This window comes from Paenisporosarcina sp. FSL H8-0542 (assembly GCF_038632915.1).
Classification (GTDB): domain Bacteria; phylum Bacillota; class Bacilli; order Bacillales_A; family Planococcaceae; genus Paenisporosarcina.
Genome location: NZ_CP152050.1, coordinates 3,377,900 through 3,401,638, shown reverse-complemented (window position 1 = coordinate 3,401,638; position 23,739 = coordinate 3,377,900). Strand labels below are relative to the sequence as shown.

Genomic DNA, 23,739 nt, shown 5'->3' with positions numbered 1-23,739 from the left:
GAATCCTTTTGTGAGGGAATGGGTGGATACGGAAAAGTGGAAGGCTGGAACATCGAAGATACCGACCAAGTCGAACCGATGAGTCTAGTTCAAGGAGATGGTTCGCCCTTCTCATACTTGCAAGGGGCAATGCTATACCGTGACATCGACGAATTCGGTCGTTTCTGGCACAGCACACAATGGGGAGTGGAAGAGTGTTGGATCAACATCTTGCCATGGAAAAAGGGATTATCCCTTACGAAGATGAAGAACTTGAAGAGGACCGATGGGCATTCACAGGAAAGAAACCTGTGAACTGGAATCCTAGCTATATCGAGAAAAAATGCGCTTGGGAATGTATCTCTAAGCGCATTTTTTTGACTGTCTTTATTTACTAAAGCATCCGTTAGTTCAATAAGGTATTTATGCGTATCATGGTCCTAAAGAGAATATGAATTTAACTTTTAGATCAAAGACTGTTCAATCTTTTAAATAAATAATAATGGTCAAAACCTTCTGGATAGTTTTCAAGTTTACCTAAAACTTCATAACCAAGTTTTTTATAAAAATCAGGGGCTTGAAAACTATAAGTCTCCAATCTAATTAAATTACACCCTTTTTCTATAGCTACTTTCTCTGCTTCCTTCATTAACTCTCTTCCTTGACCTTGTCCGCGTAACACGTCATCAATCCAAAGAATCTCAATGTGAAAGCATTTCCAATCTATATTCCCTAATATTCCACCTAATATGTTGTGATTGTCATCTTTAATAATAATATTTATTTTTTCTTCTTCAGTATAAGCAACTTGTTTTTTATTGTAATTGATTAGACTTTCTCTAACATATAATGCTTCCTTTTTATCATATCCAACATGAAGTTTTAAGTTTTCCATCTGGAATATTACCTCCTATAAACCAAATAATTAGTGTTTATAATTCAATTGTATCACCATTTAACAAGCTATCGCTGACAATAAAAAAACGCTAGATAATGCTGCGAATTATGGTCCGGAATGCATCAGAAAAAGCCAACAGATCACTGTTGACTTGAATAAGGATAATTTAGTTTATTAGTTTATGTAATTCATTACCTTAGATTATACTAATTAAAACCCCAATTCTTTTCCCCTTTTTTAGACATTTCGGTTTATCCCATCGGTTATTTCAGCTAATATTTGCAGATTTCCTTCTTCTAATATAGTTCTTAGGTCCCTCTCAAAACCCCATTTGTCAATAATATTGTATGACTATACAATTCAACTAATCCTTCCTATTTATTTACCTCATCTAGAGAACTTACTACCATTAGGAGCTTCCTCAGAAATAGAACCAAACCTTTAAGGAGGTGAAGACAAGCTCTGATTCTAGCAGTCTACTTCTTTCAGTAATCTTTTTGGGACTGAATAACTTCTTATTTTTACCTCACCATGATTTTTCTCAGCTTAGAATTATCCGCTAATTACCTTATGGAATAGGAGAATGTAAATGAAAAAGCTAACCATGAAGACGCTTCTAGTTGGATCGATTGCCGCTTCTATGCTATCAGGCTCCATTTTTCAAGTGAACGCACTTGGAGCATCTAGGAATGGGACGGTATTGGATAAATCAACTGTTGCAATGAGTAATAATGGGACCGGTGATCACGTAATTACGCTCATTACTGGTGATGTCGTAAAAGTTTCTACCCTTAAAAACGGGAAATATATCATCAATGTAGAGCCAGCTAATGAGGATGGGGATGGAGTCAGGGTCCTGACCTTTGGTGAGGATACTTTCGTATTCCCGAACTCTACCATGCCTTACCTGGCAGCAGGAAAACTCGATAAGGACTTATTTAATATTACGAAATTGATTGAATATGGGTATGATGACAAGAATCAGGCAGGATTGCCGGTTATCGTCGAATACGAAGAGACAAAGGCTAGATCTTTCTCCAAAAACATTGCTCCAAAAGGAGCGAAGAAGGTTCGGGATTTGGAAAGTATTAATGGTGCCGCACTTACTACCGACAAAATGAAAGCGGATACATTCTGGGAAGATGTCACAGTTCAAAGGGACAATAAAGAACCTGAAAAATCATCACTCTTTAAATATGGAGTAGAAAAAATTTGGCTGGATGGCCGTGTAGAAGCAGCCCTTCATCAAAGTGTCCCTCAAATTGGAGCACACACAGCATGGGAAGCAGGCTTTACAGGTGAAGGCGTCAAGGTTGCCGTGCTTGACTCTGGAATTGACCCTGGCCACCCGGACCTTGTCGATCAATTGGACGAAGCGGTGAGCTTTGTACCTGGCGAAGAAGTGAATGACGGAAATGGTCACGGAACACACGTTGCCTCCACTGTGCTTGGAACAGGTGCAGCTGATGGAAGATCCAAAGGCGTTGCTCCTGATGCACGCTTACTGGTAGGGAAAGTATTGAGTGATCAAGGATTTGGACAAGATTCTTGGATTATTGATGGAATGGAATGGGCATCTGAGAATGCAAAGATTGTCAATATGAGTCTTGGAACCAGCGAGCCAGGTGATGGCAAAGACCCTATGTCTCAAGCTGTAAATAGACTTAGTGAAGAGAATGGAACACTATTTGTTATCGCTGCCGGTAATAATGGAGCAGAAGGTTCTATCGGCTCTCCTGGTGCTGCAGATTCCGCTTTAACTATCGGGGCTGTGGACAAATCGGATCGGCTTGCATGGTTCTCTTCAATGGGGCCTCGCTATGGCGATATGGGTCTAAAACCTGACTTATCTGCTCCTGGTGTAGGGATTGTTGCAGCCCGTTCCCAATTTACATCTGGCAGTGGATATTACTCTAGAAAAGATGGTACATCCATGGCTTCACCACATGTCGCAGGTGCAGCAGCTATCCTTGCCGAAAAACATCCGGAATGGGACGGAAAAGCTTTAAAAGAAGCATTAATGAACACAACAACGAAGCTTGAAGGTTCCCAGCCTTATCAGGTGGGAACAGGACGGGTTGATATAGCTGCAGCCTTGGGAACACAGCTGAGAGCAACTAGCTCCGTATCATTCGGCTTCTTTAAATGGCCGAATGATCAAGCAGCCCCTGTTGAAAAAGTCGTTACCTATACAAATGATAGTGCCGAGGACATCACAATAGAGTTGGAAGCAACATTTACAAATGCAAAGGGTAAAGAAGCTCCATCTGGTATGTTAAACCTTTCTGAAAATACCATCACTGTTCCAGCCAATGGCACAGCGGACGTGAACGTAACACTTGATCCGACACTTGGCGAAACAGGTTCTCGTTATCAAGGATACTTAACAGCAAAAGCAAACGGAGAAGCTGTTGTACACACAACTATGGCGATGGTCAAGGAAGAGGAACGTTATACTCTTACACTAAATGCAACTGACCGTGACGGCTCTGCTGGACTGGCATATGTGGCAATATCCAGCGAGAAAATGGAGCCGTTTGTTTATGCTGTCAATGGTTCATCAGAACTTCGCCTGCCGCCAGGCACCTATTCAGCCATGTCCCTAATGGATGTGGACGTGAACACAGACCACGCTGGTGTAGCCCTTGTAGGTGACCCGGAAGTGGAACTGAACGGACCAAAAACAGTGGAACTCGATGCAAGAAAAGCAAAAGAAATATCTGTAGAGGTACCGAAGAAAACAGAGGCAAATTACCAACGTATGGAATATCACCGAACAATTGGTGATATGCCCCTGACTAGTCTCTATTTGATGCCGGTTTGGATTGATAAGATGTACGCTGTTCCAACAAAAGAAGTCAAAACCGGATATTTTGAGCAGCTCACTCGCTGGCGTTTAACAAAACCATTTCTGACCATTAACTTTAATGGAAAGGAACTGGATGATATTCCATTGGCTGGAAGTACATTGTTGGATGGAAAGTATAACTTATCCACTGTCTATGCTGGAAAAGGCAGTTCAGCTGACTTCGACCGCCTAAAAGCAAAAGGTAAAGCTGTTGTGGTCGATCGAAATGATGAAGTAACCCCTTCTCAACAAGCTGCTGTTGCTGCTGCTGCCGGGGCAAAGCTACTGATCATCGTCAACAATGAGGATAAAGAATTTAGTAAATATGCTGGTACTCCAGAGTACACAGACAACCCGATTGCTGTTGCTAGTATCAGCAAAAAAGAAGGCGACAAGCTTGTAAAAGCTGTACGTTCAGGAGATGTAAAACTGCAAGTAGAAGGAACAATCGATTCTCCATATGTATATGATCTTATGGATGTCCATAAAGGTTCTATACCAAAGGATTTAACCTATGCACCGAAGAATAAAGACCTAGCGACAATCGACAGTCGCTACAATTCCCACATTGAAACAGCAGGTGGAGAATTCCGATACGACTTGCGTCCGCATACATTTGGGGCTGTAGGCTTCCTGAAAAAGATATCATTACCAAGAGCCCGCACTGAGTATGTTTCGGCAATAGAGGACACAGGCTGGTATCACGAGGCAACTGTCTTAGATTCGAAATGGCAGATCCGTCAGCCATTGGCCACTTACACAAAAGGACAAAAATTAACAGAGAACTGGTTCTCTCCAGTTGTCCGTCCAAGCTTGGGTGAAGGTTACTGGGCTCCTGAGCGCCAAGGCAATCATCTAATGATCAATGTTCCTGCTTGGGCCGATGCAGGAACAGGAAACACAGGCGGTATTAACGATTATAATATATCTGTAAAAAATCAGACATCTAAATTGTACAAGGGTGATACATTAGTGAAGGAAGGTAAAAGCCAAGCGCTCTATGCAACAGATGTCGCACCAAAAGAACGTACGCAATTCCGCTTTGTTACGGACGCAAAACGTGACGCAGATCGCTGGAATACGTCGGTCCGCACTCATACTGAATGGACCTTCTGGACGGAAGCATCAGAGGATTGGAGATACGATCTTCCATTCCTAACTCTGGATTACAAGGTGGACACCGATGTAAATGGGGATGCATTGGCAAACCGTCCTACTAACCTTGAGCTGTCTGTCGGTAAAGTGGAAGGTGCAGTAGGATACGGAAACGTGAAGGATGCCACTCTGGAAGTTTCATTCAATGAAGGCGAATCGTGGAAAAAAGTGAAGCTTACAAAAGATGGCGACGCTTATGCCGCAACCATCCAAAATCCGATAAACGCAAAATCCGTTTCACTCAGAGCAAGCGCTTGGGATGATGAAGGAAACAAAATTACCCAAGAGATCATCAAGGCTTACGGATTAAGATAATTTTAGTGGAAGATGCCTGCTTTATATAGAGAAAGCAGGCGTCTTTTCTTTTGGTTAGTGAGGTGTGACCCGATGTGAAAAAGATAAATGATTAGGATTGTTAGAATAGGATATTTTGAGCACCCCATCCTAGCTCAGAAGGAAGCACAAACATTCTTTTCACCCCCGAACGATGCAAAAAACATAAAAATAGAGCGTTTTTTCCTCTTTACAAGTCCATTTTCTGACCAAAACTTAAAGCTTCAGCCATAAAAACGTAACCTCTCCATCAAACAAACTGATTATTTCTTCTGAACTTCTCCACAATTGCTCCAGCATAACGATTAGCATTGACCATATCATTGTTGGACATGTAGTAGTCAAATAATTTTACCGCATAAAACTCTTTCGCCATTACATAGCCCATTTTGTCAAAGTGGGGAAATGCCTTGTTCTCCAGATAGTGATAATACTGGTCATCCTCACCTAGAATGGAGTGATAATGCATCGTAAAGAGATGATGAAAGGTGGCGGCCGAAAAATTCCTGCATAACACGAGTCCCTCTTCTACAAGCTTTAGAAGCTTTTCCTTTGGCGTCTTCCCTTCTTTCGTCAAAGCGTTTATGTACCCCTCCAGCGAGGCGACATACTTGGGCTCCGAGGATTTGCGTGCATCCATCGACTTTTTGTAATATTCAGCAGCCTGCTTGAAATAGCCGTGCATCAAATTCAGATAGCCGAGGTTATGATGCAGCATCGCTTTTTGATGATCGAGCCCATAATCCCCTGTCATATCTATCAATCTATGATATTCACTGCTTAGAAAACGGTAATCCTTCGATTGCTCGAGCTGGATGAGCATCAGCATTTCAGCTTTAATGATACGGGAGAAGCTGCGAATTTTGGTGAAGAAGGCCAGTGCCTTATTCGCATTGAAAAAAGCTAGGACGCGAGAATTGAGCGAACTATAGGCAACAGCCAAGTCGTAATAATATTCCTGATTGGAGTATTGCTCCAGACTGATTTGACCTAGAAAAGAGATGGCACTGACATAGTCATACTTCACGGTCAGATGGAAAATCCCCTTTATGTGCAACAACATATTTTCCTCATAATTAGATAAACCTGTCCAAACATCCATCTCCTCTATTAGAGCCTGCGCTGATGTAAACTCACTAATAGACAAGTAGTATCTGGTGAGCACAAGGGTGTAGGATCGATAAAAATCCTGAATATATAAAAGGTTAATTCCATCAAGCTGCCTTTTTATACTATCCGCCTTTGTCTGCAGTTCCTTCACAATGGCATCATGCCACTCCTTTAATAAGGATTCCACCCTCCTGTAATTTAACACTTCCCTTTCCATATCAATTCCTAGTCTTTGAGATAATAATAGAATAGTTTCATCCGATACTTCTGTAAGCCCCCGTTCTATTTTACTGATATGAGTACTGGAGGAAATTCCTTCCCCTAGGTCCTTTTGCTTCATTTCTTGTTGTTCGCGATAGAATTTGATTATCTTTCCTTCCAGCATGATCCCCATCCCCTAAGCGTCTCCATCCCAATCTATTAACACAATTTGATTAGGATTAGGTCCACTATATTTTGTATATATAGAAATGTTTTCATGTGCCATTATAGTCCATCCATGTGAAATTGCATGAGTTTGTGTGTTCAAATTAAATGCTCCTTAAGCCATGACGGCATCTTTTTCTATTTAGTTTTTCTCCTTTTTCAATTCTCTATTAAAGGGGGATAGTCCTTCTTTAACTTAACTTGCATTATTAGTTGATGAAGAAACTTAGGACAACGTTTTAGCATTGAAGTAGTATATGTAGTAGGCTCTATATTTTTATATTTATCGTTTATTATTCTTTTTCAACCGGAAAATCTTTAGTTTTAAAGATTACAGCATTTAGCAATAACTTCGGTAGCGATATACAACCATAAATTGACAGAAAAAAGCCAACAGTATCTGTTGGCTTTTTTTAATATATCAACATTTTCACTCTTATTTCCCTTTTTCCATTCATTTCTTCAACTAAACGGCCCCGTTAGTTTAATAAGAAAAAATGCTTTACTCCTACTTGAAGTAAAGCACCCGTTAGTAAAAAAATATATTGCTTTAGTTAAAGACTTTTTATATATTTCGTAACATTCCCTATACAGCAACTTCCTTGAGGATTATTTACCTCACACCCGCATCTGTCCGCTTTTACATTTACTCGAATGTGTTCTAAAGGTTTAGGAGAAAGTTCTTGTTCTTCATATTTCTTAATTTTCTCTTTTGTCCAACTAAAGCAATAGCAAACTGGTACTGTGGGAGAATCATCTTTTTGATGCACAGATACCTTTACTTCTGACTTAAGGTACAATTTTTTCTCTGTATCAAAATAGACAACATCACAATCTTTCGTTGAACAAAAGTAATGAGTCAAACTCGGATTCAAAGAATCTAAAACTGATGGTTTAAGCATTGATTTCAACGTAATAATTTTCAACTTTTTCCCTTTGGTATTACAAGATGGACAAAACTCAGTATCATTACTTTCAGTAATTTGTTCTTTTGAAGCACAACAATCAGTCATTTCTACACCTTCCCTTTTAGCTCTCTGAACCAAATGCATCCTAATGCAACAAATAATCCGATCCAAGTTTATGCGCTGCACTTTTTAAAAAATCAAATCAGCTGTGTCTACTTTCGTTGTCTTTTTTTGACTGTCGGTAATTTTAATTTTCATGGGAGTTGAAGATAGGAAGGACATAACCACATTTCCAGTAATCTTCATGTTGTTCAGATTTCTTTATAAACGTTATGCTGAAAATTCCTCTTTTAACTTTACTCCGTAATACCGCATTGCTTTCAAATTTCCTTCGTATTCAAATATTTCTAGTTCGATTAAACAACGCAAGCGGTATTCGAGCCATGCTGCTCCTGTATATTGCTCCATCTGACATAAAACTTCGCCAATAACACGCGCAGCCTTTATAAAATCAGGATATTCAAGTTCTTCATTTAGTCTTTTTGCACAAGTAATGATTAAGTCATCATCTCTGGTTAGCACATAATTATGCCATAATTGGTGGTCTGCCCATGTGCGAAGTAAAGATTGGTCATTATTAAGAAGGTTCTTGCCTTCTTCGCATAAACTTGTTCGTCGAATGTCTTTTAGGGGATGTTGCTTATATTGCTCATAAAAAAAGGATAATTTCTCACTCGGAAGTTCGCCAGTTGTTCTCGGGTAATCTTCTTCATATGGATGCAAATCATACAATTTATGAAAAGCCGTATAAGTATTTATCACAAAGATTGTGTTCAACTTTCCTTTAAGCAGTGCAAGGACTATCCGTAGGCCTGTTTGTTCGTGTGCATTATTACAAGTCCAAATAACAATATCCTGAACTTGTGGAATGGCTTTGATTCTATCCACTGAATCAATCATTCCTAGCATAGTAACATCACGCTCATTGCCCTCATCCCGGTAACGCTCTTTAAACCAATGAAAACGTGCCTGCATTCCTTCTTTTGTATGTATATTTTTCACAGGACCAACAGATAAAATATTTGGTAATACAATGATTTCCTCAGTCTTTTCATAAGGTGTATTTCGAAACGCAGCACGTAAGCACCCAGCTGGTGATTCACCAAATAAAATATGTACCGTTTGTGCTTGAATCTTATCTATTTTCTTATTTCCACCCGTCATTAACGTTCTCTGCAATTCTTCTATCTTCTTCAATATCCGCACCCCTGTATTTTATAGTAACTAGAACTTCACTTGATTACTCAATTTATTTTATTTTCTTCTAAATTTTTCTCTCAAACCTTCTTATTGAAGTAAAGCCTCTGGTTGTTGAATAAGACTTCAGTTAGATTTATTTGCTTTTAAAAAACTCACCATTTCAATAAATGCTTTTTCTGTGGATTCTAAATTATATTTTGGAGAGTAAGGATCACTAAATCCGTGTTGTCCGGAATATTTATGTACCTCGATATTCTTTTTATCTAAAATTGATATTAACTCATCTACATTAAATGATGGTTCTTCATGCGGAAAGAAAAGCATAGTAGGACATCGAGGAGATATTTCCTCATAATTCCTAATACGCGAACCATAGTATCCAACTATTCCATCGACACACTCTTCTTCACTACACAACCAGGAAACAGTTGCCCCTACGCTAAATCCAATGATAAATATTTTTTTATAGTTGTTTTTAGCTTCTGATAATATATCTCTTATTTTATTTGAAGCGTCAGCGAAACCTATGTTCTCCATAAAATTACGATAAGCAACTTCCTCCTGAGAATAATCAAAAGGTGTTTCTCGTTTTAATAAATTTGGGCAAATGACATCAAAACAATCTTCGGATATAATTTCACAAAAACTCTTCATATGTTGGTTGATACCATAAATTTCGTGTATCACAATGATTAGAGTATCAGACTTATTTTGGATTTTAATCATGCTGTACCTCCCTCGGTAGTTAATACCACTTCTGTAATGTGTTTATCAACACCCCCATTAGATCATCAAGAAAATATGCTGCTTAAAGCAGCCAGATGATCTTTAACTAAAGCACCCGTTAGTTGGATAAGCCAGTGTTTTACTCTTGATTGTGAAACTCTACCCATACTTTATATCTATTAGGTTCATCTTCTGATGTAAAAACTCTTAGTTCTCTTGCAGTAGCTAATCTAAAAGCCATTGCACAAGCAATTTTATAATCCGTTGTAATATAACCATTAAAGTTTCTACCATAAATTTCATTCACCAATGAATCTGCCCATACATCAGCTTCAAGCATTGTTTCAAAAACTATATCTTCAACTAACCAATTAATATTCACAGAATTTCACTTCCTCATATTTCAATCCGTAATATATATACTTATTGGACGAACCTGCCCCGTTTTAGTTCAATAAGAAAAAATGCTTTACTTCTACTTGAAGTAAAGCACCCGTTAGTTTAAGCGTAATTTTTCACAATATTTCAGTGAAGAATAGAAATTCTCATTTATTTCTACTTCACAAAAAATGCGATAATACCTATAACAATACACAGAATCCCACCCAAAAATTGCCCTAATCCTGAAGCTTCTCCCATTAGTATAAAATTGAATAAGTTTTTAGTTTTTCGATTTTTTCCAAATAAACCATCGTCTGTTTTCATACGATAAAGACCCCAAACCGTTAAAACTATCCCAAAAATAAATAATATAAATATCATTTTCATTCCTCCGTTGTTTGTTTAATAAGTGTATCTTAATGAAATGGATTATTTGTCATCCTCATCGAAAATAAAAGTTTCTTCAATTGATAAATTAAAAACTGAAGCTATTTTATACGCAAGTAGCACAGATGGATTATACTTTTGTTTTTCTAATGAGATGATTGTTCTAGAAGATACACTTACTTTATCAGATAATTCTTGTTGCGTTATTCCAAATTCTAATCGCAATTCTTTTACTCTATTTTCCATAAATCCTCCTGATTAAAGAAAATGATTGTAATACTTTCTAGACCCCTTTTCAATAATTATTAAAGATATTAAGACAACAAATAATGCAGTATTTGTTGGGATTACCACAAAATTAGTTAAAAACATAAGAATAAAAATTTCGGATATCAGAATATACAAGGAAAAGCGAGCAACTTTTCCATCAATTAAAGCATCTCTTTCGTCATATTCCTTTGCTAATTCCTTTTCTAGTGATATATTCTTACGGGATTTAATGTAAGAAATTGTTGAGTACAACAAAATTATTCCACCTAAGAATACTATGATATAGCCAAAATTAAATCTTCCTGATGTATCGAAAATTATTTGAATGATTCCCAATATAATTAGCAAAGTTGAGACTACAAAACGCTGTATGAATAGATTTTTCAATTATACCTCTCCTAACCAACTTATTCTCCTGAAGTGAAGTTAACTTCATGTGAAGTTGATTTCATATTAACCTTTTTCAAAACAAATATCAATCATTAAATATTGGTTCTTTAAATGACGGACATGGAGTCGGAAGTGATCGATCATTTAATGAAAACAATTGATGGTTCATCAATGATGGGTTGTCATACAGTAATCACAGGATTAAGATCGGATGTCGTACGAAAAATGCTGACGCTGGGCCATCAAATTCGATAAAGACCCCAAAACATTTGGGACATTCCAACAAGCATTGAATATCTATTTAGTCAGTCCAGCTAACGTAGAAGCGAAACCATTACCGTAATAAGGAACGAGCTGAGCGAAGGAACATTTCGCACAGCTCTTTTTTAGGGAATTATTGGCTTATGTCGATTGTTTTGGTTAAATCAAAAGAGGAGTAAAAAGAATTTAAAGGATGAATGGGATTAAAGCGTATCGATATCGCCAGGTAGGATAAAAAGGGGCTACAACGAATGAAAAAAATTATGGTAATTGGTATTTCAGCAGGAGCAGGGAAGTCAACATTTGCCCGCAGATTAGGGGAAGCCTGGAACCTCCCCGTTTTTCATTTAGATACGCTATTTTGGAAGCCTAACTGGGTGGAAGCGTCTTTAGAGGAATTTTCAAAAGCCCAACAGGAAATCGTTACTCAAGATCAATGGATTGTGGAAGGGAATTACAGCAATACATTTGATATTCGTGCAGCACATGCCGATACCATTATCTATTTGGAACTTCCACTTCACGTGTGTCTCTACCGGGTCGTGAAGCGTTCTCTGATGAACCTGGGGAAAACCCGGCAGGATTTGGGGGAGGGGTGTAAGGACAAACTCGAATGGGCATTCATTAAGTTTATCCTCACGACTTACTATCCCCGAAAGCGAAATATGGACGAGCGTCTTCAAAGCTTCCAAGCAATAGGTCCGACCAAGAAAGTAATTACATTGAAGAGTAAAAAAGAAATTCAATCGTATTTGGATAATGTATGTAGCTACGTGCATCCGTAACTTCCTTACTAACTGAAGACAGCATTTTTGGACTACGAAAGAATAGTCACTCAGTTTACTAAAAAGAAGCACTGAAGATGCAATTTCAGCTGCTCTTCACTTTATGACGTATAAACGAGATCTCTGAAGACCCAAAATCAGTGATTTCCCCTAATAAGGTTCTTCTGGAAGGGGTATTAGAATATCCTTTAATGATAAGACTGAATATTCAATCAGTATTAAGCGGAGCAAAAGCGTTTCACATTACCGATGGGAAAGGGAGTGGAGAACGATGGAATGGTCCTACTGGAAAGTCATTATGAGATACGGCCACGTGGGCTTACGGAAAGAAGTAAGCGTAGCACGACACTTAATCAAGCCTGCAGATTTCACCTTACTGGATGTCATAACAGATGCCCAACACATGCCAGGAGTGAAAGCAAAGGGCATTTTATCGGCACGACGCATTACACAGGAAGCCTATATAATTGGGAGTCGTGAAGAAGCCGAGAATTTCTATTTGCAGAAGTTGAAAACGTTTAGTCGAATGACAAGTTGAGCATAGGGGTTATGTATCCGGGTTGCTATGGACAGCACCCGGCTGCACCATAACCGCATGAATGAAAGAGGGACGAATGAAGTGACCAGGTCACTTAATCGTCCCTCTTTTTCGTACTGGAAATTTACGATGCATCTGTCGCTCCCCAAGAACCTTTATTCACGAGTATCGGTCTTGGTGACGAAAGAAGGAACACTTACTCAATAAAAAGGAAGCAGCCAAGATGCAATTTCGGCTACTCTTTCACTATATCTACATTTCCATTATTTTTAATCCAAAGTTACGATTAAATCAGTTATGATAGAATTTGTGCTTTTTTAACGTAGATAATCAGGAGTGTAGAAAATGTCTAATAAAATACCAACAAATAACCTATCAATTACCCATCCCCATCTAGCAAAAGAATGGAACATAGAAAAGAACGATACTTTAAAACCTGAACATGTAACTCCTGGTTCAGGTAAGAAGGTTTGGTGGATTTGTTCAAAAAAACATGAATGGAATACATATGTTTATTCTAGAACGGGAAATAAATCTGGCTGTCCAACTTGTGCGAAAGAAAAGTTTGTGGAAGGTAAAAAAAATTATAGGCCACCATTTGAAAAAACGATTGCTTTTTTAAACCCAAAGCTTGCAGGCGAATGGGATTTTGAAAAAAATGGGGAACGAGGTCCTGATACCTATACAGAGGGGTCGAATAAAAAAGTTTGTTGGAAGTGTGCTGAGGGACACGAATGGGAAGCGGTCATAGCTACTAGAAAGAAAACGAACTGTCCTTACTGTTCTGGCCAAAGAGTAACGAGGGAGAAGTCTTTTGGATCCTTACACCCTCATCTTTTAAAGGAATGGCACCCTGAAAAGAACAACGAAAAAACAGCTTTTGATTTCATGCCTAATACCCATAAAAAAGCATGGTTTCTTTGTGAACACGGCCATGAATGGGAGGCCTATATTGCTAATCGTACAAAAGGAAAAGGCTGTCCTTATTGTTCGGGCCATAAGCCCACTAATGAAACCTCTCTTCTGGCCACAAATCCTAAGCTTTGTGAAGAATGGAATAGTGAAAAGAATGGAGATAAAATTCCCAATGACTTCAAGCCATTCTCGAACGAAAAAGTATGGTGGCGTTGTTCAAAAGGTCATGAATGGTCGGCAGCTATCTATAGTCGACAGGATGGAAGGGGTTGTCCAGATTGTTCAAGAAATTCCCAAACCTCCTTTCCTGAACAGGCAATCTTCTACTATATAAAGAAACTGTTTCCAGAAACAGAAAACCGGAAAAAATTAGAGTTTCTGGCTAATAACGCGGAAGCCGACATTTTTATTGATTCACTGAATCTCGCAATCGAATATGATGGCTACCATCATATGAATGAATTAGAGAGAGATGAGCGAAAAAATGTCTTGATGAAGGAAAATAACATTCAACTCATTAGGGTTCGCCAGTTTGTGGGTGACAGGAAATTGCCGAACATCGAGAACAGTGATTCCTTCGTAATCGAACATGATTACAACCATAAAAAAGGGTTAGACAAATGCATAGGAGAAATCCTTGCCTACCTTATTGAAAAATATTCCTTGGACGTAGCTAGTGTGGATGTCGACTCGAACAGAGATCGAGGAGAAATTCTTAAACAAATGAATGAAAATGAACGAAATCTCGAAATGCTATTTCCCCTAGTATCCGAAGAATGGCATCCAACTAAGAATAGTGCCCTTATGCCAAACCAAGTATCTCCATTTTCGCATCTGAAGGTTTGGTGGAGGTGCGAAAAAAATGACAAACATGAATGGGAAGCAACGATTGCGAATCGTGCTAATGGAAGAAAATGTCCTTACTGTTTAAACAGGAAAATAAATGAAACTAATTCTCTTATGGCTTTAGCACCTCAAATGGGTAAACAGTGGCATCCCACAAAGAATGGAGCTTTAAATCCGAATGAAATAGCCTTGAACTATGGAAAAAAGGTCTGGTGGCTATGTGAAAGGGGACATGAGTGGGAAACGACCCCTAATAACCGTGTAAACAGCAGTAACAATAGCAGATGTCCTCTTTGTTATAAGGAGGAAAGAAAATCATCAGTGTAACACTTTTGTTTATTTAGCTCTTTGAAATATGTAAACCTGTAACGGTTTGCTTGTTGTTCATTAAATCCTAAAACCTTCATGCAAATACAACACTAAAAAACCACTTCATCAGATGAATGATGAAGTGGTTTTTCAGTTGGATTCGACTATTGATACGGCTTTTTTCTCGAAATAAGTATGCAAACGATACTCGCAAATCTGTCGAGTCCATTCATAGACAATCAAGCGATCTTCTGGTGCGATATCGAAATTTAGCTTAAACAATTGGTTCTCAAAGGTGATTAAGTTTTTACTCGAACCACCCCACTTTGTCATCGGCATTCTTTGAATGAGTGATGCTACTTTGCGTTCGTTGTAAACTTCCAATTCCTTGCCTTGTTTATCACTGAAATCGATATTCATACGGTACGATTTGTCCGTCAGGTAATGATGAAAACACTTTGCTGTATCAATCGCTTGAATAGGTAAGAACCAGTCATCTTCCCCACGAGTAAGCATACCTCGGACCGGATTTCCACTTTTTTGCGATCAAAAAGAGAAACCGTTTTGACTTTCTTCATTTCCCCTGTTCGGCTATCTTTTTCGTATACACGATAGCCGATAATCTCATCATTTCGAACAGCATGCAAAGAAATATTAAAAGAAGTCGATGTCACAGTTGTCGGTGGTTCCGGCAATTCCTCTTTAAGGCTTGAATCCGAAAGCATTGAGAAACTTAATGCTTTCGGATTTAGTTTACATTTGTCAATTCACACGAAAATGTAAAGTTTTTGACTGTCATGCCTTTATAATAATCTATACAGAAATATTCTTTCTGTAGCTAATTCAAAGAACAAGCTTTTTCTTTTCATATTAAGTGCAGCTCTAAAAAAGCTCATAATAACTTCACACCTTTTGGATAAGATGGATAATATGTTACTAGAGTAAAGAATTATAGGGGGGCTCGCAGTGAATAGACTAACTATCATGGTAATTGATGATGAAGAAACAATGAGATCCTTGATTAAGACGTTCCTTAAAAGAGAAGGTTATAGTATTTCAGAGGCATCTAACGGGATGGATGCCTTTACTAAAATATCAAAAAAAGCACCTGACCTTATTCTGGTGGACATAATGATGCCGTATATGGACGGCTTCACGTTTGCGATGGAGTTGAAGAAAAAATTCGATATTCCTCTAATCTTCTTGTCTGCTAAAGGGGAGGAATGGGACAAAGTTCACGGTCTGAAACTTGGAGGTGATGACTACATCGTCAAACCCTTCCATGGAGAAGAACTGTTGGCTCGTATTGAATCCGTATTAAGAAGATCAACATATGCTACTCAAAACAACAATTCATTAAAGATTGGGCCGCTGGTTCTTGATTCTTTGGGATTTAAGGCATATGTCAACGATCGAGAGCTCTCATTGACACTAAAAGAATTTGATTTGTTATTCATGCTTGCTAAAAACAGTGGGAAAGTCTTTAAAAGAGAACAGCTATTACAAGCTATTTGGGGAGAAGACTATCAGGGGACCGGCAGGACGGTAGATACACACATTAAAACTTTGCGATTGAAGTTAACGGAAGATGCTAAACTCATACAGACCATTTGGAGTGTAGGTTATAAGTTTGAGGTAAGTGATTGAGAAAAATAGCAATGACATTAAGTCAGAAAGTATTATTGCTTATTAGTTTGTGTATCGTTTTTGTCCTTCTCTTTTCGTTTTTCTTCCTTCATTTCTTATACAAAGATTTATATATTACCAGCGTGAAAGAATCAGTTATCTATCAAGGAGAACGAACCGCTGCCCACTATCACTATGGCTCATTAAGTGACGAAATCATTGAAAAAATCCAATGGTACAATATTGTCTCCGAGTATGAGGTAATTGTAGTGGATGATTTAGAAGAACTATCCACTTACTTTCCATATAAGCTCAATTATGAAGCTTTGGTCAATGAAGAAGATAAAGAACTACTGCAACAGGGCCGTTATGTCATCAAGGATGGATATGTTGAGGAATTAAATCGAGAGATTGTCGGGGCGGTATTTCCTATACTTGCGGAGAAGAAACTAATCGGCTTTATTTATATTTATGTACCCTTGGCAGATTTGCAAGAAGTTTTTCAAGGAAGTATCCCCATCCTAATACTTGTAGGGAGTTTGTTTTTCATTGTTCTATTTATTGCGGTGAATCGTATTCATCACTCTCTATTTCAGCCACTTACAGATATTCAGAAACTTGCACTAGAGGTTTCCAATGGAAATTATTCATATCGTCTAAATTTTCTACATGACGATGAAATTGGAAAGCTCGCAAATGCATTTAATCGGATGAGTTCATCTCTTGAAGAACAAGAAGTTCGAAAAAAGGATTTTTTATCAAATGTTGTACATGAATTACGCACGCCTTTAACGTATATTGGCGGTTACACGCAAGTGTTGAAGGAGCAAATCTTTTCCTCACCAGAAGAAGCTCAGCATTATTTGTTGACCATCGAAAAAGAAACAGGTCGTTTAATTAAATTGATCCATGATTTAGTAGACCTCGATCATCTTCAAGAAAACATGTATCTACTTAATAAGGAACCAATTGCAATGGCGCAGTTATTTTTTGATACGCTTGATTTATTTCAAATTCACATGAATGAAAAAAACATACAGTTAAAAATGGATATTCAGGAAGAGGTAATTGGCAATGGAGACCCCAAGAGAATCCAGCAAATCTTTTATAATCTGCTAGATAATGCAATTAAGTATTCACATGAGTATGGAATTATCTCAGTAATTCTGACGGAAGAAAAGGAAATACTTCGTTTTAAAATTACTAATCAAGGGACCGAAATATCCACTAAAGACCTCCAACATGTTGGAGAACGATTTTTCAGAACCGACAAGGCACGAAGTAGATCCACAGGAGGGACAGGTCTTGGTATTTCCATTGTCAAAGAAATTGTCAGATTGCATGATGGATTGTTTTCGATAGAAAGTGATTCAAGACTTGGAACATCCGTAGTTATTGTATTACCTGTGCTCACATCATCCTGATATAGGCAGAATTTCATAAAAATCAAAGTGACCTTGGAATTGGAATTCTAAGGTCATTTTCTTGAATGTTACTTATTGGTCCCATATTTCACTCAAACTTCACTTTTATCCAATAAACTAATGATGTTGCTCATTTTCTACAAAATTGGAGGATAAGATAAAAGTGAAAAAAGGAAATTATAATCGTTTTTTGCGATGGCATTTTTATGCGGCGTTATTTATTACACCCTTATTGCTTACATTAACACTTAGTGGTATTGGCTATTTATTCTTTACCAATGTTGAAAATCAGCTGTATGATGATTTCTTCTTTGGCACAAGTGAGAAAACAGAAGAATTAACAATTGACCAAGGGATTTCCAATGCTGAAAATCTACATAAAGGATTTTCTGTATCGAAAGTTATTGTTTTAGATGGTTCTTATAACACGCGTTTAACAATGTCGGATGAAAATGGCGAGCAGAAATATGTGTTTTTAGATGACAACTACCAAATCGTTGGCAGTCAAAATGCTGAAAAAACGTTCTCGAATATTATGCGTAACATTCATAGTTCTCTATTGGTTGGTGGGGCGTTCGTTAACTATTTAGTAGAATTGGCAGCATGTTGGGCTATATTCCTTCTACTTTCAGGTGTTTACATGACAATTAAAGGGAAGGCATTGAAGAAAAAACAAAATCCGACGAATAGGCATATAAATAAAAAATGGCACTCATTGCTTGGGTCAGTGATTGTCATCCCAATGATTGTAATTATCTTTACAGGGTTGCCTTGGTCAGCATTTATGGGAAATTTCATTTATTCTGCTGCTCAGGAAAATCCGTCAATCGGCATTCCTACCTTAAAACAGCAGCCGCCTACTTCTGATCTGAGTGAAGTTCCTTGGGCTACTCGTAAAAATGAAGCTCCTTCATCAAACGATGCTCACGCTCATCATAGTAACATGTCAGATGGGTCTGGAATGACCGATGAAAGCAATATGAAGGTAAGTGTGCAACAACTCATGCAAAAGGTTGAAGAAGCGCATATCTCCAAACCGTATTCCATCGTCTATCCAATGAGTGAAGATGGTGTATTCACGGTATCAAAAGGGAGTAATACAGGAGTCACTGGTTTGGATGTACACCCAAATGATGAAATGACTACGTATTTTGATCAGTATAGCGGAAAACTCATTTCAGAAGTTAACTATGATGATTATGGCATCTTAACAAAGTGGTTTACATGGGGAATTCCATTGCATGAAGGGCATTTATTTGGCTGGCCAAACAAATTGATTAATTTAGTCGTATGCCTAGCCTTCGTATTTGTTATCATCTGGGGCTTTAAAACATGGCTATCTCGTAAAAAAGCAGGTCAATTCTCTGCACCAACGAGGGTTGCAAGCGGTGTGCCTATCGGCTTTATAGCATTATTGATTGTGTTAGGAATCATTATGCCACTGTTTGGTATTTCGTTAATCTTCGTTGTATGCATTGAGGGAATTATGTATCTCACCAAGAAACAAAAAACTACTTCCTAAACAAATTAACACGTAAGGAAAAAGCATCGAAAAATCACAGAGATTGATTTTTCGATGCTTTTATTTTGTTTTAGTGTAGCAAGAATGGAATAGACCACTCATCCAAATCTATGACATCACAAAGGATAGCATGATATCGATATCATGCATAAAAACACCATATTCCATATGTCTAACCTCACATAAATTTCACAACTATCATTTACCATTAAACTACATATAAAAGATGACTTGATTGGAGGTAAAGTATGAATAAAAATAGATACTTGATTATTGCGCTTGCACTAGTAATGCTTGCTGGTTGCAATCCCCAAAAAACATTTCAAATGGAATCATTTGCATTTACGAACCAAAATGAAGAGGAATTCGGAACGGAAGAGTTAAAAGGTAAAGTTTGGATTGCGGATTTCATCTTTACTAGTTGTGATACTATCTGTCCGCCAATGACAGCGAGTATGGCAACATTGCAAGAGAAATTCAGAGAAGAAGAAATAAATGTTGAATTCGTTTCGTTCAGCGTGGATCCAACAGTAGATACTCCTCAAAAACTGAACAACTATTTAAAGAATTTTACAGACGACGATTCGAATTGGAATATGCTCACAGGCTATTCCCAAGAAGAAATTGAAATATTTGCACGTGATGAGTTCCAAACGCTTGTCCAGAAACCGGAGACATCAAATCAGGTCATTCATGGATCTGACTTCTTTTTAGTTGATCAGAATGGGGAAATTGTAGGTACCTACAGCTTTATTCAAGGGGATAGTACGGATGAATTAATAAAAGATGTTAACAGGTTATTTTAATGAAGTAATACGGAGAAATATGGAATAGTGACAATGTGGTAGTAGAATTTGTGATTGTATATTAATTTTATTATCACGTTTCTTTCGACTGCGTAACAAAAAGATAAGAATATAACACAAATTCTTTTGGTACCATTCTTTGCCAATTTAATTAATTGCAAGGTCTTTTCTACATCTAAACTTTACGTAAAGGAGCCTGACTCATGAAACATACTTATTCATTTATCCTGCTGCTAACTGCAATTGTAGTTCTATCTGCATGCGGGAATAACATTGCTGTTAAAGAGACCGAACAACTCGTTCCCGAACCCGTTTTAGCTGATCTCGCTGTCCCTGTGAAGGCGGAAGTCGGACATGAGATTGAATTCTCTGTCCGCGTTTCACAGGATGACGAAATAGTAACGGATGCTGATGAAGTGAAGTTTGAAGTTCTGAATGAGACTTCCGGGGAAAAGACGATGATTGCAGCTGAATTTAAAGCTGGCGAATATTCTACAACTTTCACTTTTGAAAGAGGTGGATCGTATTCGATTACTTCCCATGTGACAGCACGTGATATGCATACAATGCCTTCGAAAGTAATTGAAGTAGTCGGTGGGGAAGACAAAACAATATCTCCAGGAGTGTCGTGTTCAGAAAAGGACGAGTTTGGGAACATAAAAGGCAAAATTTGATTTTCTATTTTATACTGTCAAAAAACTAGCAGTAGCTGAATCAACATCTTCAGCTGCTTTTTTTATTCAAAAAAACCTTCCTATATATCCCACTTTATTTATCCTCACAAACCAGTAACATTATATTAAGTGGCAAGTATTTTTAAACATATAGAAGGTGAAGACGATGAATGACAAAATGACTGAGTATATAATAGGCAGGCTAACTACTTTATATCCAGATAGGATGGTCATTTCACTTCATAAAAAGGATAACCACTTGTACAGGTTGGCAAAGGAAAAGGCTGAAATACAAGGGGTGAAACTGAATGATTGGTTGGCATCTAATGGTTTTACTCAAGTACGTAAGCCAAATGAATCAAAGAATGCAACCTTTGATAGCTTTATTGAGGAACTCCAAGCTACTTTCCCGGATAGAATTGTTCTGAAGTTAAGTACCGACCATCCTGTCTTATATCGACGTTTGTTTTATGCGTCACGTACAAAAGGAATGAATGTAGAGTCGTTCGTTGAGTCGATGGGGTTTTACTACAATCGTATCCCGGCAGGGTCGATAGTTGTTCCAGATGGGAATAATGTTTATGATGTGAAAACCATGGAAAAGTTAATGAATGAATTTGGCGTTAAGCAGACAGAGTGGGCAGAGTTGTTCGGAGTGAGTCGTCAAGCAATCGGTTCACTATTGAAGCGTAGACGTAAATCTAATGCCAGTTGGGTTGAAGAGGATTTGACGGAGGAAGAGGAAAACATTTTCCTTGAAATGATTAATCGATTTGAGGTTTCAAATGACTCTACAAATACAAAGTATCGCATCTATTCTAATGAGAATGAGCGATTTGTTTTTCTAGTTAATAATAATCGACACATGAAAGTAGTCTTCAATGGCACTGTCGAGTTGCAAAAGGCTCTCAAACGCCAGTTATATCATGTGTTTCAACCATATGATTTGGAAAGATTAAAACAACTACTCGAAAGTGCTTTAAAAGACGGTCATGAAGAAAGAGGTATGGACGATAATGAGATGCGCCTCATTCGAGAATTGACACAAGGGAAAACACATGGCTTTAATCATGAAAAACTTTTAGAACACTTTGGAATTCAACATCTTCGAATAATCGACCGTCGTTTTATTGGAGATGATGAAATTCTTGATATCTTGAAATCGTTTTATGATGAGGAGCTAGGCACTGTCAAAATTCCCTTGAGCTCAAACCAATATTCTCGTATCGTTATGTTAGCAAAAAACCGAGGATTCTCTTTGAAAGATTTCATTGAGCATTTCGGGCTCCCCTATAAGCGCATTCCACAGACGAATACATTGGAAAAATACCGTTCATTACTAATTCAAACATATGCTGTGGCGCCTGGAGAGGTTTACATTAGCTCATATGATCCTTTTTATAGCGCACTATCTCTACAAGGTTACAAAAAAGAAATGAATTTAACGGATTATTTATGGGATACTTATGGGTTAAAGAGGGTTTTATACGAAAACTTGCCTGAAGGCTATAAACCGTATGACTGGCGAAATTACATAGTGGATATTGATAAAGAAGAAGAGTTTATATCATTCATTGAGAATCATTATATAATAAAAGATAATTTTATTTTCATCCCGAGTAATTCCATTTTCTATGCCAAACTCTATTTCTATGGTGTGAGATTCGAACGAACCGTTACAGAATTGATTGAGTCATGGGGCTTCGAACGAATCTACAATCCTCCTGAAGATTTTGTAGCAGAAGAAGTCGATCCTAATGTGGCATTGGATGTTCGAGAAGATTTACTTTCAAGGTTAAAGAATGTTCAAAGCACACTTGGAAAGACTCAAGTAGTTGAAGAAAAACGGAATAGAAGTCGTGAGTTGGTGAAGTTGTTGAAAGAGCTATATCTAGATCGTTGCCAACTTTGTGAGGCTTCGGACGGGGTACCCGTCATTCGGATGGAGAATGGGCGGGAGTATGTCGAAGTTCATCATATAATCCAACTCTCAACAGCAACATCTACAAACGATGAATCCGATCTGCCGCTGGATTCTTATCAAAATGTCATTGTTGTTTGCCCTCACCATCATAAAGTTTTGCACTATGAAAACGGTGGTTATGAAGATTTGAATTGGAATGATGATGTGCCACAATTTAAGAATAAGAAAGGCATACTTAAAATTCATACAAATTATCATTTAGAACCAAGATTTTAAGTGTGGAATTTTAGTTTATTTTTAATGCGACAGATTCCTTATATTTAAGATTCCGACTGAAATCAGCTTCAGTCGGTTTTTTAATATAGAGGCAGGAGAATCTGGTAATTATGCATATATCGATGGAAATCATTCTTCTTTGTTAATCTATATCCTGTCGGTGATAGGCAATATGAATAATGCGTTTAATACTATCGATTGGATTTGAGATATTCAGTTTTTCAATAGGTATATACACCTCATGTTTTTTAAGAAGGTGTTTTCTAATTGTACTGATATCGAAATCTAACTCTACTTGAACTTCTTTCTGATGTTCCTTTCCTAATAGAGTTACAGGATTTCCGGGGTCTACATGTAACACTAGTGACTGATAAGATTTGCCCCCATGTAAGGTAGCAAATTTATATCTCTGTTCTTTCCTTTTGTATCCTATAGATGGCCCTTCTGCACTGTCATCTTATTCTGTTCCAGGGAGTTGAACAAGGTACTTATGTATTGCTTCTGCAACTGATGGATTATTGAAGAAACAGCTTTTATTAGTCATTAAAATCATCCTTAGATTTTTATATTTAAGTGATTATGTTTTTACGGCGTATATTAATTGCTTTACTTCTCTAATCAGAAAAGTAAAACAATTAATACATGTAATATGTTACCATTACCAGTGAAGAAGTACGATGAAAAATAGAAGATTTGCCACTAAGGGGTTTACTAGATAAAACAAACCTTAATGAAATTAAAATGCGCAAGCTTGTTAAGGGA

The 23,739-nt window shown here is 37.7% G+C and carries 24 protein-coding genes; 12 read left to right on the top strand and 12 right to left on the bottom strand.

Annotation, left to right across the window (positions count from 1 at the left end; genetic code table 11):
- Positions 1-18 precede the first annotated feature (18 nt).
- Complete coding sequence (locus MHH33_RS17000; RefSeq protein WP_036659558.1) at positions 19-294, top strand: hypothetical protein; 276 nt, start codon at positions 19-21, stop codon at positions 292-294.
- Positions 295-448: 154 nt separating this feature from the next.
- Here the strand turns inward: MHH33_RS17000 and MHH33_RS16995 are convergent, their stop codons facing one another.
- Entirely contained in the window at positions 449-874 is a 426-nt protein-coding gene (locus MHH33_RS16995) for a GNAT family N-acetyltransferase (protein WP_108586992.1), read from the bottom strand.
- Positions 875-1,466: 592 nt separating this feature from the next.
- On the opposite strand from MHH33_RS16995, the gene MHH33_RS16990 reads away from it, so the two are divergent.
- Positions 1,467-5,195 (top strand): S8 family serine peptidase, encoded by a 3,729-nt coding sequence (locus MHH33_RS16990; RefSeq protein WP_342542457.1) that lies wholly within the window; start codon positions 1,467-1,469, stop codon positions 5,193-5,195.
- A 268-nt stretch (positions 5,196-5,463) separates the two neighbouring features.
- On the opposite strand, the gene MHH33_RS16985 is transcribed toward MHH33_RS16990, so the two are convergent.
- The 9 genes from MHH33_RS16985 to MHH33_RS16945 all read right to left on the bottom strand — a co-directional run bounded on the left by MHH33_RS16985 (position 5,464) and on the right by MHH33_RS16945 (position 11,068).
- Positions 5,464-6,708: a helix-turn-helix transcriptional regulator gene (locus tag MHH33_RS16985; protein WP_036659556.1), complete on the bottom strand. Its 1,245-nt coding sequence runs from the start codon at positions 6,706-6,708 to the stop codon at positions 5,464-5,466.
- 12 nt (positions 6,709-6,720) lie between these two features.
- The gene (locus MHH33_RS16980) at positions 6,721-6,852 is read right to left on the bottom strand and encodes a hypothetical protein (protein WP_342542456.1); all 132 of its coding nucleotides are present in this window, start codon (positions 6,850-6,852) and stop codon (positions 6,721-6,723) included.
- A gap of 451 nt (positions 6,853-7,303) precedes the next feature.
- Positions 7,304-7,762 carry a copper chaperone Copz family protein gene (locus MHH33_RS16975; RefSeq protein ID WP_036659554.1) on the bottom strand — a complete coding sequence of 153 codons (459 nt, stop codon included), beginning with the start codon at positions 7,760-7,762 and terminating at the stop codon, positions 7,304-7,306.
- A 225-nt stretch (positions 7,763-7,987) separates the two neighbouring features.
- Positions 7,988-8,914 (bottom strand): DUF1835 domain-containing protein, encoded by a 927-nt coding sequence (locus MHH33_RS16970; protein ID WP_342542455.1) that lies wholly within the window; start codon positions 8,912-8,914, stop codon positions 7,988-7,990.
- A gap of 126 nt (positions 8,915-9,040) precedes the next feature.
- Positions 9,041-9,643: a dienelactone hydrolase family protein gene (locus MHH33_RS16965; RefSeq protein ID WP_342542454.1), complete on the bottom strand. Its 603-nt coding sequence runs from the start codon at positions 9,641-9,643 to the stop codon at positions 9,041-9,043.
- Between the two features lie 139 nt (positions 9,644-9,782).
- Positions 9,783-10,019 (bottom strand): hypothetical protein, encoded by a 237-nt coding sequence (locus tag MHH33_RS16960; protein ID WP_231391136.1) that lies wholly within the window; start codon positions 10,017-10,019, stop codon positions 9,783-9,785.
- A gap of 179 nt (positions 10,020-10,198) precedes the next feature.
- Positions 10,199-10,411, bottom strand: coding sequence for a hypothetical protein (locus MHH33_RS16955; protein ID WP_036659552.1), 213 nt, complete (start codon positions 10,409-10,411; stop codon positions 10,199-10,201).
- A 42-nt stretch (positions 10,412-10,453) separates the two neighbouring features.
- Positions 10,454-10,657 (bottom strand): helix-turn-helix transcriptional regulator, encoded by a 204-nt coding sequence (locus tag MHH33_RS16950; protein ID WP_342542453.1) that lies wholly within the window; start codon positions 10,655-10,657, stop codon positions 10,454-10,456.
- 12 nt (positions 10,658-10,669) lie between these two features.
- On the bottom strand, positions 10,670-11,068 hold the full coding sequence (locus MHH33_RS16945) for a hypothetical protein (protein ID WP_342542452.1): 399 nt from the start codon (positions 11,066-11,068) through the stop codon (positions 10,670-10,672).
- A gap of 114 nt (positions 11,069-11,182) precedes the next feature.
- On the opposite strand from MHH33_RS16945, the gene MHH33_RS16940 reads away from it, so the two are divergent.
- The 4 genes from MHH33_RS16940 (at position 11,183) to MHH33_RS16925 (ending at position 14,743) form a co-directional block, all read left to right on the top strand.
- Positions 11,183-11,326 (top strand): hypothetical protein, encoded by a 144-nt coding sequence (locus tag MHH33_RS16940; protein ID WP_342542451.1) that lies wholly within the window; start codon positions 11,183-11,185, stop codon positions 11,324-11,326.
- Between the two features lie 257 nt (positions 11,327-11,583).
- Positions 11,584-12,117, top strand: coding sequence for a topology modulation protein (locus MHH33_RS16935; RefSeq protein ID WP_342542450.1), 534 nt, complete (start codon positions 11,584-11,586; stop codon positions 12,115-12,117).
- A 271-nt stretch (positions 12,118-12,388) separates the two neighbouring features.
- Entirely contained in the window at positions 12,389-12,655 is a 267-nt protein-coding gene (locus MHH33_RS16930; protein WP_342542449.1) for a hypothetical protein, read from the top strand.
- A 345-nt stretch (positions 12,656-13,000) separates the two neighbouring features.
- Positions 13,001-14,743, top strand: coding sequence for a zinc-ribbon domain-containing protein (locus MHH33_RS16925; RefSeq protein ID WP_342542448.1), 1,743 nt, complete (start codon positions 13,001-13,003; stop codon positions 14,741-14,743).
- A gap of 132 nt (positions 14,744-14,875) precedes the next feature.
- Here MHH33_RS16925 and MHH33_RS16920 read toward each other — a convergent pair whose 3' ends face one another.
- Positions 14,876-15,241 (bottom strand): hypothetical protein, encoded by a 366-nt coding sequence (locus MHH33_RS16920; protein ID WP_342542447.1) that lies wholly within the window; start codon positions 15,239-15,241, stop codon positions 14,876-14,878.
- Positions 15,163-15,450, bottom strand: coding sequence for a hypothetical protein (locus tag MHH33_RS16915; RefSeq protein ID WP_342542445.1), 288 nt, complete (start codon positions 15,448-15,450; stop codon positions 15,163-15,165). Before MHH33_RS16915 ends, MHH33_RS16920 begins: the two co-directional genes overlap by 79 nt.
- A 241-nt stretch (positions 15,451-15,691) precedes the next feature.
- On the opposite strand from MHH33_RS16915, the gene MHH33_RS16910 reads away from it, so the two are divergent.
- The 6 genes from MHH33_RS16910 to MHH33_RS16885 all read left to right on the top strand — a co-directional run bounded on the left by MHH33_RS16910 (position 15,692) and on the right by MHH33_RS16885 (position 22,977).
- Complete coding sequence (locus tag MHH33_RS16910; protein WP_342542444.1) at positions 15,692-16,372, top strand: response regulator transcription factor; 681 nt, start codon at positions 15,692-15,694, stop codon at positions 16,370-16,372.
- Positions 16,369-17,775 (top strand): ATP-binding protein, encoded by a 1,407-nt coding sequence (locus MHH33_RS16905; RefSeq protein WP_342542443.1) that lies wholly within the window; start codon positions 16,369-16,371, stop codon positions 17,773-17,775. Before MHH33_RS16910 ends, MHH33_RS16905 begins: the two co-directional genes overlap by 4 nt.
- Positions 17,776-17,938: 163 nt before the next feature.
- Entirely contained in the window at positions 17,939-19,297 is a 1,359-nt protein-coding gene (locus tag MHH33_RS16900) for a PepSY domain-containing protein (protein ID WP_342542442.1), read from the top strand.
- Positions 19,298-19,545: 248 nt separating this feature from the next.
- Complete coding sequence (locus MHH33_RS16895; RefSeq protein ID WP_342542441.1) at positions 19,546-20,103, top strand: SCO family protein; 558 nt, start codon at positions 19,546-19,548, stop codon at positions 20,101-20,103.
- A 203-nt stretch (positions 20,104-20,306) separates the two neighbouring features.
- Positions 20,307-20,777: a FixH family protein gene (locus MHH33_RS16890; protein ID WP_342542440.1), complete on the top strand. Its 471-nt coding sequence runs from the start codon at positions 20,307-20,309 to the stop codon at positions 20,775-20,777.
- Positions 20,778-20,955: 178 nt separating this feature from the next.
- On the top strand, positions 20,956-22,977 hold the full coding sequence (locus tag MHH33_RS16885; RefSeq protein WP_342542439.1) for an HNH endonuclease signature motif containing protein: 2,022 nt from the start codon (positions 20,956-20,958) through the stop codon (positions 22,975-22,977).
- Positions 22,978-23,739: the final 762 nt, after the last annotated feature.